At 35.0% G+C, this 15132-nt stretch carries 9 protein-coding genes and 4 pseudogenes; 5 read left to right on the plus strand and 8 right to left on the minus strand.

All coding sequences use genetic code 11. The features are described from left to right. Positions 1-461: 461 nt before the first annotated feature. Entirely contained in the window at positions 462-1112 is a 651-nt protein-coding gene (locus MHH71_RS11335) for a 2OG-Fe(II) oxygenase (protein WP_018782944.1), read from the plus strand. Between the two features lie 212 nt (positions 1113-1324). Here the strand turns inward: MHH71_RS11335 and MHH71_RS11340 are convergent. The 3 genes and pseudogenes from MHH71_RS11340 to MHH71_RS11350 form a co-directional block, all read right to left on the minus strand. Then, positions 1325-1510, minus strand: a pseudogene (locus MHH71_RS11340) (PD-(D/E)XK nuclease family protein); the annotation flags it as partial. A 65-nt stretch (positions 1511-1575) separates the two neighbouring features. After that, positions 1576-4050 carry a restriction endonuclease-like protein gene (locus tag MHH71_RS11345; RefSeq protein WP_033799613.1) on the minus strand — a complete coding sequence of 825 codons (2475 nt, stop codon included), beginning with the start codon at positions 4048-4050 and terminating at the stop codon, positions 1576-1578. Further along, positions 4025-6565 (minus strand): MrcB family domain-containing protein, encoded by a 2541-nt coding sequence (locus MHH71_RS11350; RefSeq protein WP_033798677.1) that lies wholly within the window; start codon positions 6563-6565, stop codon positions 4025-4027. Before MHH71_RS11350 ends, MHH71_RS11345 begins: the two co-directional genes overlap by 26 nt. A 413-nt stretch (positions 6566-6978) precedes the next feature. Here MHH71_RS11350 and MHH71_RS11355 point away from each other — a divergent pair, with 413 nt between their 5' ends. Continuing rightward, positions 6979-8325 carry an MFS transporter gene (locus MHH71_RS11355; protein ID WP_139358602.1) on the plus strand — a complete coding sequence of 449 codons (1347 nt, stop codon included), beginning with the start codon at positions 6979-6981 and terminating at the stop codon, positions 8323-8325. A 257-nt stretch (positions 8326-8582) separates the two neighbouring features. On the opposite strand, the gene MHH71_RS11360 is transcribed toward MHH71_RS11355, so the two are convergent. Continuing rightward, positions 8583-9587, minus strand: coding sequence for a proline racemase family protein (locus MHH71_RS11360; protein ID WP_018782940.1), 1005 nt, complete (start codon positions 9585-9587; stop codon positions 8583-8585). Between the two features lie 203 nt (positions 9588-9790). On the opposite strand from MHH71_RS11360, the gene MHH71_RS11365 reads away from it, so the two are divergent. Next, positions 9791-11188, plus strand: a complete 1398-nt coding sequence (locus tag MHH71_RS11365) for a sigma-54 interaction domain-containing protein (RefSeq protein ID WP_006093711.1) — start codon at positions 9791-9793, stop codon at positions 11186-11188. A gap of 207 nt (positions 11189-11395) precedes the next feature. Here MHH71_RS11365 and MHH71_RS11370 read toward each other — a convergent pair. Further along, a pseudogene (locus tag MHH71_RS11370) lies at positions 11396-11536 on the minus strand (TerD family protein); the annotation flags it as partial. 232 nt (positions 11537-11768) lie between these two features. Then, positions 11769-12554, minus strand: a complete 786-nt coding sequence (locus MHH71_RS11375) for a GNAT family N-acetyltransferase (RefSeq protein ID WP_033798676.1) — start codon at positions 12552-12554, stop codon at positions 11769-11771. A 244-nt stretch (positions 12555-12798) separates the two neighbouring features. On the opposite strand from MHH71_RS11375, the gene MHH71_RS11380 reads away from it, so the two are divergent. Continuing rightward, the gene (locus MHH71_RS11380; protein WP_018783675.1) at positions 12799-13218 is read left to right on the plus strand and encodes a PH domain-containing protein; all 420 of its coding nucleotides are present in this window, start codon (positions 12799-12801) and stop codon (positions 13216-13218) included. Between the two features lie 372 nt (positions 13219-13590). Here MHH71_RS11380 and MHH71_RS11385 read toward each other — a convergent pair. Beyond that, positions 13591-14091, minus strand: a pseudogene (locus MHH71_RS11385) (epimerase); the annotation flags it as partial. Between MHH71_RS11385 and MHH71_RS11390 the strand changes: the two are divergent. Further along, positions 14085-14222 (plus strand): annotated as a pseudogene (locus tag MHH71_RS11390) (lactonase family protein); the annotation flags it as partial. The pseudogenes MHH71_RS11385 and MHH71_RS11390 overlap by 7 nt on opposite strands. 318 nt (positions 14223-14540) lie before the next feature. On the opposite strand, the gene MHH71_RS11395 reads toward MHH71_RS11390, so the two are convergent. Further along, positions 14541-15113, minus strand: a complete 573-nt coding sequence (locus MHH71_RS11395; protein ID WP_235356826.1) for a hypothetical protein — start codon at positions 15111-15113, stop codon at positions 14541-14543. Positions 15114-15132: the final 19 nt, after the last annotated feature.

Here is a 15132-nt window from a genome sequence, read left to right on the forward strand (position 1 = left end):
CCTATCCCTTAATGAAACATATGTAATCGGTGGTTCCTTAATGTATATAGGGATAAGGGAGGAAGTTTGGCGGGGTTATTTTATATTTTTTACGATTACTACGACTACTGTTTTTTGAATGCGTGCTTGTAGTAGTTTTTTTGTTTTTTATTTTGTTTCTTTTTAGTGATTTATTTGTTGGTAGGGGGTTGTAAGGGGCTTGGGAGGGGTTCTTTTAATCTGTACATGGCCGACTTCCGCACTTATGAACAAGAAGTACAATGTATCATTGAATGTAGCAAAGAGCATAAATTTTTAAATTGTGTTAACTTAACAAAATTTTGGTGTCGGAATAGTTAGTTTGAATAGGTAACTACATGTCCTCTTTTTCAATCATCACTCTATTTTTTGTAAAGAATGAATAGTGAGAAAAATGTGATATATTAATGCTATCTAATCATTTTTTTAGGGAGATGGGGCAAATGTCAACGAAAAATGAAACAGTTAAAAATACAGAACTAACGATTTTTAACCACACAGGGAACACCATTGTGACAGAAGATAGAGAAATACAAATTATTTCAAGACTAGAAGAGCCTCTTATTGTCGTTTTAGCAAATGTATTAAGTGATGAAGAGTGTGAAACGTTAATTGAAATGTCTAAAAATAAAATGAAACGTTCTAAAATTGGTGTTTCGCGCAAAACAAATGACATTCGGACGAGCAGTGGTGCATTTTTAGAAGAAAGCGAGATTACTACTAGAATCGAAAGACGAATCGCTTCGATCATGAATGTTCCTGCCCCACATGGAGAAGGGTTGCAGATTTTAAAGTATACAGTTGGCCAAGAATATCAAGCACATTATGATTTTTTTGTAGAAAATAGTGCGGCAGCAAGTAACAATCGTATGAGTACACTTGTGATGTATTTAAATCATGTAGAAGAAGGTGGAGAGACCTTCTTTCCAAAACTCAATCTTTCCGTATCTCCGAAAAAAGGAATGGCGGTATATTTCGAGTATTTTTATCAGGATGAATCAATAAACAAACTTACTCTACATGGCGGTGCACCTGTTATCAAAGGTGAAAAATGGGTTGCGACGCAATGGATGAGAAGAAGAGCATTGTTGTAACAAGTAAATGTACCGACTTTATCATTTTAACCGAGAAGACCCCCTCCTCTAAACGAAGTGAAGGTGGGGGATGAATCGGTTTTGTCTTTTTTAAAGAAAATGTCTTTTTAATAGAACGTACGTTTGTTTTGTTGTATAATAATCTTATCAAACAAAATGAGGTGAGAACAGGTGAAGAAAGCGTATTTTTCGAAACGGATCTATAAGACAGAAATAGATACTGGGAAATTCTTTTTATGTAAATCATATATCTTTCTAATAAAATCGGTACCCGCTTTATGTAAATCTGGGTTTGCTTCTTTATACTCTGGATCTGCCTACTCTGCTAGCCAACAAATAAAAGCATCTTGAGATGACTCACTAGTCGCATATGAAAATAGATTAGATCTCTTGTCCATGATACAATTCTCACCTACGATATACAAATTGTTGTCCCTGTTATATTTATTATTTTCAATACACCTTAATCTCTACTTAACTGCCCCAAAACACTCTTAAACAACATCGAAGAATTCCTAACAACCAAATCCAAAGCCACCTCTTTAAACTCTCCCCCTTTTCCAACCATCACATTCCCCTGCTCATAATCAATTTTAATTTGAACATCTTGAACATAATAACCCTTAATGGCAGATGCCTTGTCCAAATCAGAATGATCAAGCTCGACCTTCACCTGTTTCGTAAATCGGCGCAGCATTTTCCAAAGAGCTCGCTCTTCTTTCGATTTCATAAATAATTCAGGAAGCTCTTGTACTTCCTTTAATAATGACATGCTCGTTAACATATATGTTTGAATTCCATATCCCACCGGACAAATGTGATGACCTAACTTTTTCCATGGCTCTAGTTCGAAATAAACACAATCATTTGTTTCATCACCAGGTAGTACATTCTCTCTGTTTATATGGATATCTTTAATCCTTGCGACATGTTGAATCCCACCGTTTTCTCCATACCACTTTTTCGGTGCATATAAGGCTATGTATTTTATTTCTTGCCAGCCTGGTTTTAATTGTGAAACAGGAATTTGATAGAAACCTTCTTTCATATATGTTTCATAATCCTTTTCTGTTTTCACATTACCGACTAATACCTTTTCATCTAAAGAGGATTCCCATTCTTCTTTTGTTCCTCTTGGAAGAATTCCTTCTCTTATAATCTCTTCTGGACTTTTTTCAATGAGATGATCAAGAAATTGTTCTACTAGTCTTGTCGCGTTTGGTAAAAATGGAAAACCGCCAATATTTACTTTTTCAATGCTTTTATAGAAAGGATGATGCTCATATTCTTCCTCTTGATTCCACGGGAATAATACATAAGCTCCATAGGCTGTTCGCTCAAATGGTCCACCTTGATCTACTACTAATGCATCTCGATATCGGTGCATCGTGTTAATATCTTCTTCCATTGGACCCGGTGTCCCATACTGTCTTTTATAATGGGAACCATTTTTGGCAAAGTCGATTCGATATTTAGCATCAAAAATATATTGGTATTGATAGCTTTTCCCTTTCTTCTCAATCGCAAGCACCGTATCCGGCTTTTGAGTGACAGTTGGTAATGCTTTATTTCTTTTTTGAAAATAAAGCTCAATCACTTCATCTGTTTCAGGGTGCCTAAATGTTCTTTTTGCAGTTTTACTTTCATCAAGTGTCACATATAATCCATCTTGCCGAACCTTAATAATATCTTGATTCACTGTTTCATATTTTTTAGATAAAATTTGTCCAAGCTTTAAATACGTCCAATATTCATATAACCTTGCGACGTCCTTTACAGACATTTTAAAGATCTGCCCTCTTAGCGTGAGACCTCTCGATAACATTAGAAAGATTTGATACGCATCCCTATAACCGGATGCCATTTGAATGACAAGAGAAAAGACGGAGCGGTCTAATTTACCAATCCCATTCCAAAATGGATCATTCAACTCATTCTTCATTTGGGATTTCATTTTCCTCACGTTTTGAATCAGATCATCGTCAATTGGTAAACTCTTGAATCCAGTATCCTTTTCCAACGATTTAAGTAAATCATCGATTTTATGTACGACTCTCTGAATCATCCACTTAACAAACCGATTTTCCAATGTATCGTAGGATACTTCCTTATAAGCTGTAATTCCTTTTGATGAAACCATGTTTGCTCCTACTTCTTGAAACAAGTGAGGTCTTTTTCGTAAGTAATTCATCCCAACAGAATCAAGCCTACGAATCTTCTCTCCTTGTACAAGCTGATGTCGAGTAGTAAGTGTATGGTGCGGCTGCCTTTTAATATGAGAAATTGCCTTCATAAATCTACGAAAAGAGTCATTTAAAATACGATAAAACTCACTTTTAGATGGATTAGCCGCATAGATTGTTGATGCTCCTAAGTAAGTTCTTTTCAATAAATGAAACGCCAAATTGTAAATTTCATCATTTACTTCTTCCAATAATGCTCGATAGTCGTCTTTATAATCAAGCTTTGATGGGAAAACTTCTAATGTAATTGCTAGTAGAGATTTTTTATCATCTCGAATTTCAAATGTTGTATAACCTACTTCATTTGGAAATAAGAGATTTCCCATTAATATTTTCAATGAACCCATTTGAGTAGAGCTGATTGCCTTTTGAAGAGATGGATGTTCATGGTAAAAAGACAACCCTTGATCATTTTTAGGAATTACAACAAGCTGATAACTCCTATTCTCGAAAAAGATAGGAGGGTGCTCAGTTAATTCGCTAAGCTTTTGTAACCGAGCATCATATACTAAGATAGATTCTACTTCTCCAGACACATGAAAATGCATCATTTCATCCGAAGCAATTGATTGATGTTTTTTTAAGCTCTCATATTTTTCATGATAGGGATTCCCTTTAATAGTCAATGAGAAATCTGCTGTTTCAATCTTAACTAGTTCTATATCACTGTTAGATCCAGAAAGAGGTGAAGCCATCATACTCGAACCTCCTTAACATATGAGACAGCTTCTTAGCAGAACGAGGATACTTCGCATAAGACATCATATCTTCATTATCAAACTCTTGATTTGTACATAGCGTATATAATTTCTTTAATGCCTCTTCTGTTCTCCCATCGCTCCCTGCAATACGCGGTAAGATTTTTTGATATATTTGATAGTCTAACGCCTCGTCAAACGATAATAGTTCACTTTTTTCATTGTAAGCCATATAAAAACAAATTTCGTCACGTATCCGATACCCGACTTGTGCTCCGATCGGTTCAAAAATTTTATTAACTTCGATTAAAATATGAGATACTTCCTTCACAAGATCTTTATTGAGCTGAAAGCATTCTTTTAAATGTAGAAACGTGGCTGTCAAGGAATGATTAGAAACACATTTTCCCTGTACTTCTTCTACATCCATTAAAAACTCAAAGGAATCTAATTTTACTTGATTAAATTCAATTGTATTCGCACGATCCAATACTTTTTTACTTAACGGATGTGTTGTTTCATCCATGTTGACAGTTCCAATGACGTACACATTTGATGGAATCGTAATTCGTTTCCCAACAATCGATTCTGGAAGAACAGCCGATGTAACAATCTCTCTTCCTTCCCATTTTCGGCTTTCAATGACACTTAGAAAATCACTGAAATAGTACTCTACACGTGCTAGATTCATCTCATCGAGCACGACAAAATAAGGTTTGTCCGGATTCTCTGCAGCTTTTTCAAGAACTTGAATTAACGGTCTTTCCTGAAATTCACCTTGAATATTCACGTAGCCAAGTAAATCAGAGCTATCGCTCCAATCAGGTCGCACAGGAATAAGCGTGAACTGTCCATTTTCTTCAGTTGCCCCTAAACTTTCAGCGAACCACTGAACAATTTTTGTTTTCCCCGTACCTGAAATACCAGACAAAATAACAAAGGGCTTCGTTTTTAAAGAAAGGAAAAAGTTAATAATATCTTGCTTATCGTAATAGAAACCTTTGCTTTTCATATAGGAAGATACATGATCTACAATTTCCTTCCCATTCAAATCCATTTCTTTTTTCTCCTCGTGAATCACTGCACGATTAGTTCCTTTCTCTCTAAAGGCAATGTATCCCTCATAATAGCGAAGCATTTCTTTTAAATCTTCCACTAATTCTGCTTCACTTGGCATTTGTTCAACATCATATGGAATGTATGCAGCTGTAGAGTTGGCATATCCCTTCGCTTTTGGACTTGTACCAAGGAAAATATCATCATCTTTTTTTATTTTTTTAGACATTTGTATATGTTGACGGATCTCAGACTTAATCTTTTCCATTTCCTCTTTAGAAGTTTCAGTTACTCCTTGTGCCATTGTTAAATATAATTGCTTCATATCTTCACTAAATAAATAAACGATATAATACCCTCTCTGCGTCGATGTCGTAATGTCTTTATTCATGATAGCAAGCCATGGCACGGCGGCCCAATTCCCTTGTCCAACTGAGCCCGTAACAATGTACTGATTATGATCGATAAAAGATAAACGAGTTACCTCCGTTGTCATTTCATTTCGAACGACTGAACCAAGTTTATGACCCGCAAATTTTTCCGTTCTTGCCTCTAAATACTCATACATAACAGTTAAAAATTTTTCACGTAAGTTACTATTCATATTATCGTCCTCTTCATCATTTCCTTTTAAATATTGTTCAACTGGAACCCACCTCTCGTTAATTAACCCTACCTTCTCAAGCCACATTAACAAATTATGAGTACGTTCCTTGGCTACTGATTCAACCATTAAATTATCTCCTCGTGAATTTCGAACGATCGTCATTCCTAAATTCACTAAAACCGCTTTCTTTTCAGCCTTTGAATAACTATTTAAAAGTTCGAGTACAAATAGAGCAATTTGAAAATATTCCTGTTTCAAAATCAAATTTCGAATAAAAGCATCCTTATTTTTTGATTCAATATATTCATTTAATAGAGCCCGATTAATCTCATGAGCTTCATCCAAAAAGCCCAATAATCTCAAATCTTGCCGTCCACGAGATTTCACTCTATATAAATTCCCATCAATTTGGTGACTAAGATCTTTCGGATCATATGTATTATCTATTACCTCTTCTAAAAAAGTGATTACTTTATGATATTGCTCACAGGGTAAGTCATCCGTTCGAAATTCTTTAAGTGTAATAGATTTTGAGTCAGTTACATTCACAAAAGGAAGTTGTGAAAAGAAAGCAATCAAAAAAGCACTGTGTTCACTTACTTGTCCAAAATCTTCACTCGTTACCGTACGTATATTTATGAATTTTTGCCAAGCTTGCTGGAGAGTTTCAAAAGTTACCATAAAATATGGATGTGATTCTTCTCCTCCTTGGTACTTCTCACGTAAAAGTTCTGTTTCAACGTATAGTCCTTCATCATCTGTCTTTATAATCAAATAAGATTTACTAGTGTGTATGTCATTAACTTGATTGGTTACTTTAGCGAATTCAATTATGAGTTGGTCCAACATTTTTACCTCCGCAGTTACAATTAATTACAATTACTACTATTTTAACAAACTATATACAAAAGAAAAATGATACGCTATAACTCATGATTAAATAACCTTTCAGGAGGAGATATAGTTAAACATTCTCTTTTCTACTTTGTATTGTCTTTCCGCTTCTGACAAAGTCATTGCCACCACAGCAATCGCCTATCAATTAAAGCACCTACAGCTCCTCCTTATTTTCATACACAAAAAACTCAAACTCTTCCAGATTGTCTCCAAACAATTTGCTCAACTATAAAATAGAGTTATTTTTCATTATATTGAGATTTTTCAAACAAAAAGATATAATTTATTTACATTTATACGCCTTCATACTTAGTTCATAATGATATTTTTCAAATTACTTCAATTAAATAGGGAGGTTTTTAATCATGTCTCAATCCATCGAACGCGCCAATACAAGGCGCATCACAGGAAACATTTTCAAAGGTTCAGTTGGAAATCTGATTGAATGGTACGACTGGTACGTCTATTCTGCTTTCGCCGTGTATTTCTCAGCAGAGTTCTTTCCCAAGGGAGATTCGACCAGTCAACTGCTCAACACAGCAGCCATCTTTGCCGTAGGCTTCCTAATGCGCCCACTAGGAAGCCTGCTGATGGGTCGTTATGCCGATCGTCATGGTCGTCGCGCCGCACTGACGCTTTCCATCACCATCATGGCCGGTGGTTCTCTAATTATTGCCTGTACCCCAGGTTATAGCACCATTGGTATAATGGCCCCTATTATTCTCGTTCTCGCACGTCTGCTTCAAGGGTTGTCATTAGGTGGAGAATATGGAACTTCGGCTACATACTTGTCCGAGATGGCAAGCAGCGGCCGACGTGGTTTCTACTCGAGCTTCCAGTATGTAACACTCGTTGCTGGACAGCTGGTAGCACTTGGTGTTCAAATCATCCTTCAGCAAATACTCAGCGAACCCGATATGAAGTCTTGGGGCTGGCGTATTCCCTTCATCATCGGAGCAATGGGAGCAGTTGCTGTATTGTGGCTGCGTCGCACGATGGATGAATCGGAGCAATTCTCAAAAATGGGATCTGAAAGCCGTGAGAGTGCTGGAACTATTCGGACTCTGATGAAACATCCTAAGGCAGTATTAACAGTCGTTGGGCTAACGCTCGGTGGAACTGTTGCATTCTATACTTACACGACGTATTTACAGAAATTCATGGTGAATACTGTAGGCCTTCCTAAAGAAGTCGTTAGCTGGATTAACTTTATCGCCCTATTGGTATTCGTCGTACTTCAGCCACTTGCTGGTATGTTATCCGATCGGATTGGACGGCGTCCGCTATTGATTGGTTTCGGCATCCTCGGAACTTTACTGACAGTGCCACTGTTCCTAATCATGGAGCAAACGAAATACCCTATCGTTGCTTTCTTACTTATGATGGTAGGTCTCATTATTGTCACCGGTTATACTTCCATCAATGCAATCGTGAAAGCTGAGCTCTTCCCAACTGAAATCCGTGCCCTTGGCGTGGGATTCCCTTACGCAATTACTGTTGCAGTGTTCGGCGGAACGGCGGAGTTCATCGCATTATGGCTGAAAAGTATTGGGCTCGAGTCGCTCTTCTACTTCTACGTAGCTGGCTGCATTGCCATAAGCTTCATCACTTATTGGCGTATGGCTGAGTCATCGAAAACCTCTCACATCGAAGCTGAGCTAGACGATGAAAACACGCTAGCTGCTCGCAACTCTGGTTCAAGGCACTCTTAAGTATCATAAGTGCTTAAAGTACGCAAAATGTCTTTTTTAAAGCGATAATTCACCTAAAAAACCCCTTGTTTATCAAGGGATTTTTTAGGTAAGAAACCTTTCTCGAGCATATTCAACTCACTGAACCTCATAGTTACCTGAGCACAAACACCTTCTGTACATAGTTAGCTAACTCTTCATTTCCAGAGTGTGAAGGTCAAGTTAAACACTTACAAAAAGAGTTGTTTTCTACCTAGAAAACAACTCTTTATAAAACATTAAGCCAATAAAAACCCTCGTTTCAACGGATCCCTCGGATCCATTACAAATTGATGGAATCCTGTAATAAATGCCTGGCCAGTAACTTTTGGAATAATTGCCTCGTATTCATCTACTTTTGTCACTGACAATATTTCTCCGATAAACTGTCCGTCAGTGATACATTCATGAATGAAACTTTCTTCCTGCTGTAGAGCCCCCTTTTCAAAGAGAGTTGTAAGTCTTGCGGAAGTACCAGTGCCACAAGGAGAACGATCTACTTGCCCATCAGCAAAAATGGTTACATTTCGTAAAGTGGCGTCTTTTCCATTTGGTTCATCTGAAAAGATAACGCCATATATTCCCTTTAAATCTTCTTCGAGAGGATGTTTTACTTCCATTTGATTTTCAATGTAATGTTTTATTTTCCCGCCCCACGTTTGAATAGCTGATAAATCTTTAAAATTCACTTTCAAACCAAGTTCTTTACTGTCTACAACAGCATAAAATGCTCCTCCAAAAGCAATATCCACTTGAAATTCATAGTCATCAATTTTTATAGGAACATCTTTCTTGTAAACAAAAGAAGGAACATTTTCAAATGATACTGATTCCACTTGGTTTCCACTATATGTTGCGTACGCAACAACTTCTCCTGCAGGGCTATCAATAATGAACTTTTGTTTTTCACCCGTCACTTCGAACATACCCGTTTCAATTCCTACTGTGACGACAGCGACAATTCCATGGCCGCACATTGTACTCCAGCCCTCATTATGCATAAACAATACCCCAAAATCAGCATGAGGACTTGCCGGCGGCGTAATGATACAACCATACATCCCATGATGCCCTCTCGGTTCATACATCAAAACTTCGCGAAGATGGTCCAAGTGCTCCATACAATAAGCTCTTCTTTCTAATTGCGTTTCCCCTTTTATCTCCGGCACTCCGCCTGTAATAATACGTAATGGTTCCCCCGCTACGTGTGCATCAATTGTTGTGTATATTTTACTAATCTTCATTCCTATCTCCTCCATGTTTGTATTTTAAAAGTGCCCTACTTTTTTATTAGCAAATACCGTGCCAACCACAAAGTAACCTTAATATTATTAATATTCAATTAATTTTGTTTACATTGTTTCAGAAAAGTTGTATCCTTTTAGCGACAAATCTGTCTACGAGTGTCTACTTTTGTATACGATTTAAAATCATTGGGGGATATTTTATGGAACAATCTGATACCTTTGCGATTCCTACATTGCATACACTCCTCTCTTCTGTAGAAGAAGCGATTTCTATTGTAAATACGAGAGGGATCATGCTTTATTGGAATGAAGCAGCAGAAAAAATGTATGACATAAAGAAGGACGATATTATTGGAAAGAATGTTCAAGATTTTTTCTTAGAAGAAGATATTATGAATTTAAAAGTTCTTGAGAGTCAGCAACCTGTTCGAGATATTTATCACCTCCCGCGCCCAGATAAGCATGTATTGATTAGCACAACTCCAATTTATAATAAAAACAATGAACTGATTGGTTCTATGTCCGTAGAAAAAGATATTACCGCTACGATCAAATTAAATGAAAAGTTATCCTCTACATCTGAAGAATTGCAGCAACTAAAACAACAAATGATTCAAAATAATAGAGACGATCCCTTCAGCAACATAAAAGGAAACAACTTAGCAATCCAGCACATCATTCATGACATGAAAAAAGTAGCGAAGACAGATGCGACGATTTTGATTAGTGGGGAAAGCGGCGTTGGAAAAGAGCTTTTTGCACAAGCGATCCACGAGGCAAGTTTAAGAAGTAAAAAAGCATTTATTCCGATTAATTGCGGTGCCATTCCTAATGCTTTGTTTGAGAGCGAGTTATTTGGTTATGAATCAGGAGCATATACTGGAGCTGCCAAAGGAGGAAAGCCTGGAAAAATAGAATTAGCAGACGGAGGTACTTTATTTCTAGATGAGGTAGGAGAGCTCCCACTTGATATGCAAGTGAAACTACTTAGAGCGTTACAAGAAAAAGAGATTTATCGAATCGGAGGACAAACACCAAAAAAAATTAACGTCAGAATTATCGCCGCAACGAATCGTATATTAGAAGATATGGTATCGAACGGAACTTTCCGATCTGATTTATTTTATCGGCTTAACGTATTTACTGCCTGCATCCCGCCACTTCGGGAACGAACGGATGATATTTCCTACTTAGCTCATCATTTCTTAAAAGAATTTTCTTTCAAATATAACCAATCAATTCCTTTTGTTCATCAAGAGGCAACGAAGCGATTACATGTATATTCTTGGCCAGGTAACATCCGCGAGTTACGTAATATTATAGAAAGGTTGATTGTTCTTCACGAAGGCAGCGAAATATGCGAATCAGACATTCTCAAGCTACTGCCGCAAGCAAAATCTTTTTCAGAGCCCCTTAGCCAAGCTACGCTTTCACTTACTGACGAAAAAGAAAGTCTAGAGAAAACTCGCATTCTTCAAACCCTGCAAAAGACTTATGGGAATAAAAGCGTTGCGGCGAAAAAATTAGGAATGTCGCGAGCTAATTTGTATAAGAAAATCAAAAAATATGGGATTACTTTTGATAAAACGGATATTTAATACATCAAAACCCCGAATTATGGACTTTATTAAAGAGGCCATAATTCGGGGGCATTCAAGTTTCTATTTAATAAAAACTAGAATTTTTATAAATATTATTCAGCAATCTTCACCATCCATATAAGTAAACTTTCTATCTTGTTAGTAACAATGTGTTGTCTAAACTACTGCCTCTAAATAGATTCAGCAATTACTTATCTCTTTGTATTATTTAAAATACTTCTCATAATCATCTTCATTCTTAAACTCAATCGGCCCAACATCCATGCGGAATTTTCCATCCTCATACAGTAATGGTGAAGCTTCTGAATGATCTCTAGAATAGCTTTCTACGTGGGGGATCGTCAGGGAAATGCGGATTTACAACGTTAAGGAAATTTCAATATTAAAAAGCCCACCGTTGTTCAATAAGATTAAAAAGAGATTTAGTTACCAGTTCTATTTATAACAACTTCAGGAGTGCTTTGTAAGTTTTTTACTTCCATAAACATTTTTAAGTTATATACAAAAACCATGCTTTGACATCGTCTAAAGCATGGTAATTATTTAAACTAATATAAAACTGCTAAATTGATTTTTTCTATCCCTCGTGAATTTCTTTAATACTTTTCCCTTCTAAAAACGCATGTCCCGTTTTAATTTTTTCTACTGTTTCAAATCCATACTTTTCATACACTTTTTCTACTGTTTCGTTAATTGGAATCACCCAAAGATTATCTAGTCCTCTATTCATTACTTCACTTTGAATAAAGTGAATAAGTTCACCTATTAACCCTTTACCTCTAAACTTTTCAATTGTAGCTACACTTTCCATTCGGGCCTGTTTTTCATGTTCAAAAATACAAGCGATGGAACATGCTACTCCATTGTATCTAAGTAGATAGTGAGTGAATGCTGGATGTTGGAATTCATCTTGAAAAGCTTTTTTTCTAACTTCGCCTCCTAACTCTTTTATACTACATTCAATATCTAAAGCTTCTTCAAAATTTAATTCAGATACCTCTTCAATAGTAACTTTTTCATTTTTATCTTTTTTAGTTAATTTCTTATTCCATAATTGGACTGGACTTATTAATTCTTCAAATCCAAAATTCTTTATTTGTAATTCAGAAATCAGTTTTTCTTGCATATCTAAGTTGTATATATAAAATCTAGGTACTATATTTTTAGTCTTATAGAAATGGACTACTTCATCTACTATCATTTGTGGATTTAAACTTACTACACTTACATGTGCATGATTTGCATCATAATAATATGGGTTACTTTCATTACAAAATATAGAACCCCATGATTTCTCTATTCGGCTAGTAAAGGTTTCAAGATATGCAAAATCAAGTTCAAGAACATTTTTTAAACTAGTCATACGATATTTCCTCTTCTCTATTTATTTCTTCAATATCTTCTATACTTTATTATACATTTAAATATTTTAATTTTCAGTTTTTTAGTTGAAATATATTTCATACCCTTCAAAAAATATTTTCAAGAAAAAATGAAAGTAAACTTTTGAATAAAAGTTTACTTTGTACATTAATTAATAATTGTATACAAATTTATAGATATGATAGTCGTTTTTCCCTATACTTACTATAAAGAGGTGAACTTGAATGAAATTTAAGATTAAACAAAATCCTATTCATATGATTATATTTCTATTAACTATTTTCATTTTTATTGCTATGCTGTTCATACAAGGTACTAATAATATTTACCTAAGTTGTATGATTCTGTTAAACATAATCAATTTTTTATTTATTTACAGATCCACTTATAAAATTACTGACAAATCATTAATTATCAAATATTATTTTACAAATACTGAAATACCTTTTGAAGATATCCAGCATATCAAATACCATGGAAAGTCATTGAATTCACAAGACTGGTCAAGACAACGATTAGAAATTATGTATGGATTATTTAACACTTTGACAGTTTGTGTACCAAAAAAAGAAGAAGAATTCATTAATTTATTAAAAAATAAATGTCCTCACATACAAATAATAGACAAGCCCATTAAACAATAAGAACAATGGGCTTATTTTTATTTAAAATCTAGAAAACTGCCAATGTAAACTTTCAACTATTTTATAAAAAAGTTTGATCAAAAGTGCCAATAGTTTAACTGTTGTTTTATATGTCAAAACTGTTATTAGAATTATTAAGGGGAGTTGATCATTTTGATTGGTACTCTCACAAAGAATCATCAGGGTAGATATGTATTACCCGATGGACAATACTTTACAACTGGTGATGATATTGAGGTTAAGCTAGAGCTAACTTGGATTTTTTAATAGGATTCACTTTTATTTATAATTGTTAGTGATTAATCAATTACTTATGTTTAATTTTAAGTTAATCATTATTTCTAGTTTTAGTCTGAATTTTCATTTTCTGCTTTATTTTATCTTATCCATTAAGAAATTTAATGTTTCTTTTAGCCCACCTTTATAAGGGGTAGCTATAATTTCACCTATTCTATTTTCATATTTTTCTCCCCTTAGAGTAAATCCTTCTTCTGTAGGATACATTATTTCTACTACTTCCTTCATAACCGGATCAAACAATCCACTTATACGAATTACATTTTTATTTAATGGAATAACTAATTTTTTATTTCCAGTAATTTCACGTGCAATTTTTATTATTTCTTTTCCTGAAATCAATTCGGCACCAGGTATATTCCAATTCTCTCCATAAGAATCGTCTCTATTTGCTATTTCCACAATCATCTTAGCGGCATCTGGTAAATAGACATAGTCTCGTGGTATTTTTAGATTACCAATGAAAATAGAGATTTTATTTCCTGCTAGTCTAGTCAATGTTGGTTGTAAATACGAGTTCTGCGAAGTTATACCATAGTAGTCTGGTAACCTAACAATTAATGCTTTTGCATTTTTACACCCTTAACGGAAATCAGGGTACAGTCTCAGTATTTAATATCCAAGATGATGGTAGTCTGGTTAGATTGCAGGTTGCTGCTTCGACTAACTTTCCTTATTATGGATCACAAGGGTTAGCTGTTCTTTGATTCTATTTGGTCCATCACATTTGCTGGAGTATAAAAGTCTCTCTTAATGTATGAGTCATCTTCAACTAACGAGGACTTGAGTTGAAGGTAAAAATAAAAAACGAATCATCAAATAACTTCCAACAAAACTAATTATCAATAGCAAAGTAGAGGTCTCGCCACATGCCCATCAAGCTAATATTTTGAAGTACCCCCAAAACAAAAATTCTATCTCATTTTTTTGTTTTATAGATTATTAATTTCTTTTAACACATAAAGATTTCGTTCAAACTCAAGTAAAAATAGAGTCTCAAGATTCTTTTCTTGAGACTCTATTTTTTATTTCAAAAAGGAAATCATGATTTTCTCTAATTCAGCCTTATTTAAAACATCATCAATGATTACAATTTGATAGGAACTGTCCTTTCCTTTTGCTGGAACAATCATCTTAATACCCTTTACATTACTTCCCGTCGTCTTTGCAAAGGTGAATTTAGCCCCTTCGAGCTCATAATGTTCTATCTTATCGTTGTCATTAACCCAAAAGTAAAATGGATCCTTTCCTTTTCCCATAATCGCTGATTGATAAATCGTATAACTGAACTCCCCTTTTTTATATCTTGAATTAATAATTGGTTTTGGTTTTCCAAGTGTAATATCTGTATCAACTTTTTCCTTCTTTAGCTCATAACCTTTTGCTGTATAAGTTGGTTTTTTAATTGGAAAATCCACCAATTTCTGCGCTTCCTTAACTGTATATCTGAAATGTGAATAGATTTTTTCCCAATAATGGGCCAAGAGCGTTGCCAATTTCCTCTGATTTTTTTCATCTTCTGGTTCTAAATGCTCAAGGCTACCTAGGGCTATTGTCTTTTTATCTATGATGTACGCCTCTGTTTGCAATTTGATCACCTTTATATCTGCATCGACA

This window comes from Bacillus sp. FSL H8-0534 (genome assembly GCF_038005885.1).
GTDB lineage: Bacteria > Bacillota > Bacilli > Bacillales > Bacillaceae_G > Bacillus_A > Bacillus_A pseudomycoides.

Excerpts from the sequence above, each read along its gene's own strand:
- MHH71_RS11335 (WP_018782944.1), top strand. The coding sequence starts at position 462 with ATGTCAACGAAAAATGAAACAGTTAAAAATACAGAACTAACGATTTTT.
- MHH71_RS11375 (WP_033798676.1), bottom strand. The coding sequence starts at position 12,554 with ATGACTAGTTTAAAAAATGTTCTTGAACTTGATTTTGCATATCTTGAA.
- MHH71_RS11355 (WP_139358602.1), top strand. The coding sequence starts at position 6,979 with ATGTCTCAATCCATCGAACGCGCCAATACAAGGCGCATCACAGGAAAC.
- MHH71_RS11365 (WP_006093711.1), top strand. The coding sequence starts at position 9,791 with ATGGAACAATCTGATACCTTTGCGATTCCTACATTGCATACACTCCTC.
- MHH71_RS11345 (WP_033799613.1), bottom strand. The coding sequence starts at position 4,050 with ATGGCTTCACCTCTTTCTGGATCTAACAGTGATATAGAACTAGTTAAG.
- MHH71_RS11380 (WP_018783675.1), top strand. The coding sequence starts at position 12,799 with ATGAAATTTAAGATTAAACAAAATCCTATTCATATGATTATATTTCTA.
- MHH71_RS11350 (WP_033798677.1), bottom strand. The coding sequence starts at position 6,565 with ATGTTGGACCAACTCATAATTGAATTCGCTAAAGTAACCAATCAAGTT.
- MHH71_RS11360 (WP_018782940.1), bottom strand. The coding sequence starts at position 9,587 with ATGAAGATTAGTAAAATATACACAACAATTGATGCACACGTAGCGGGG.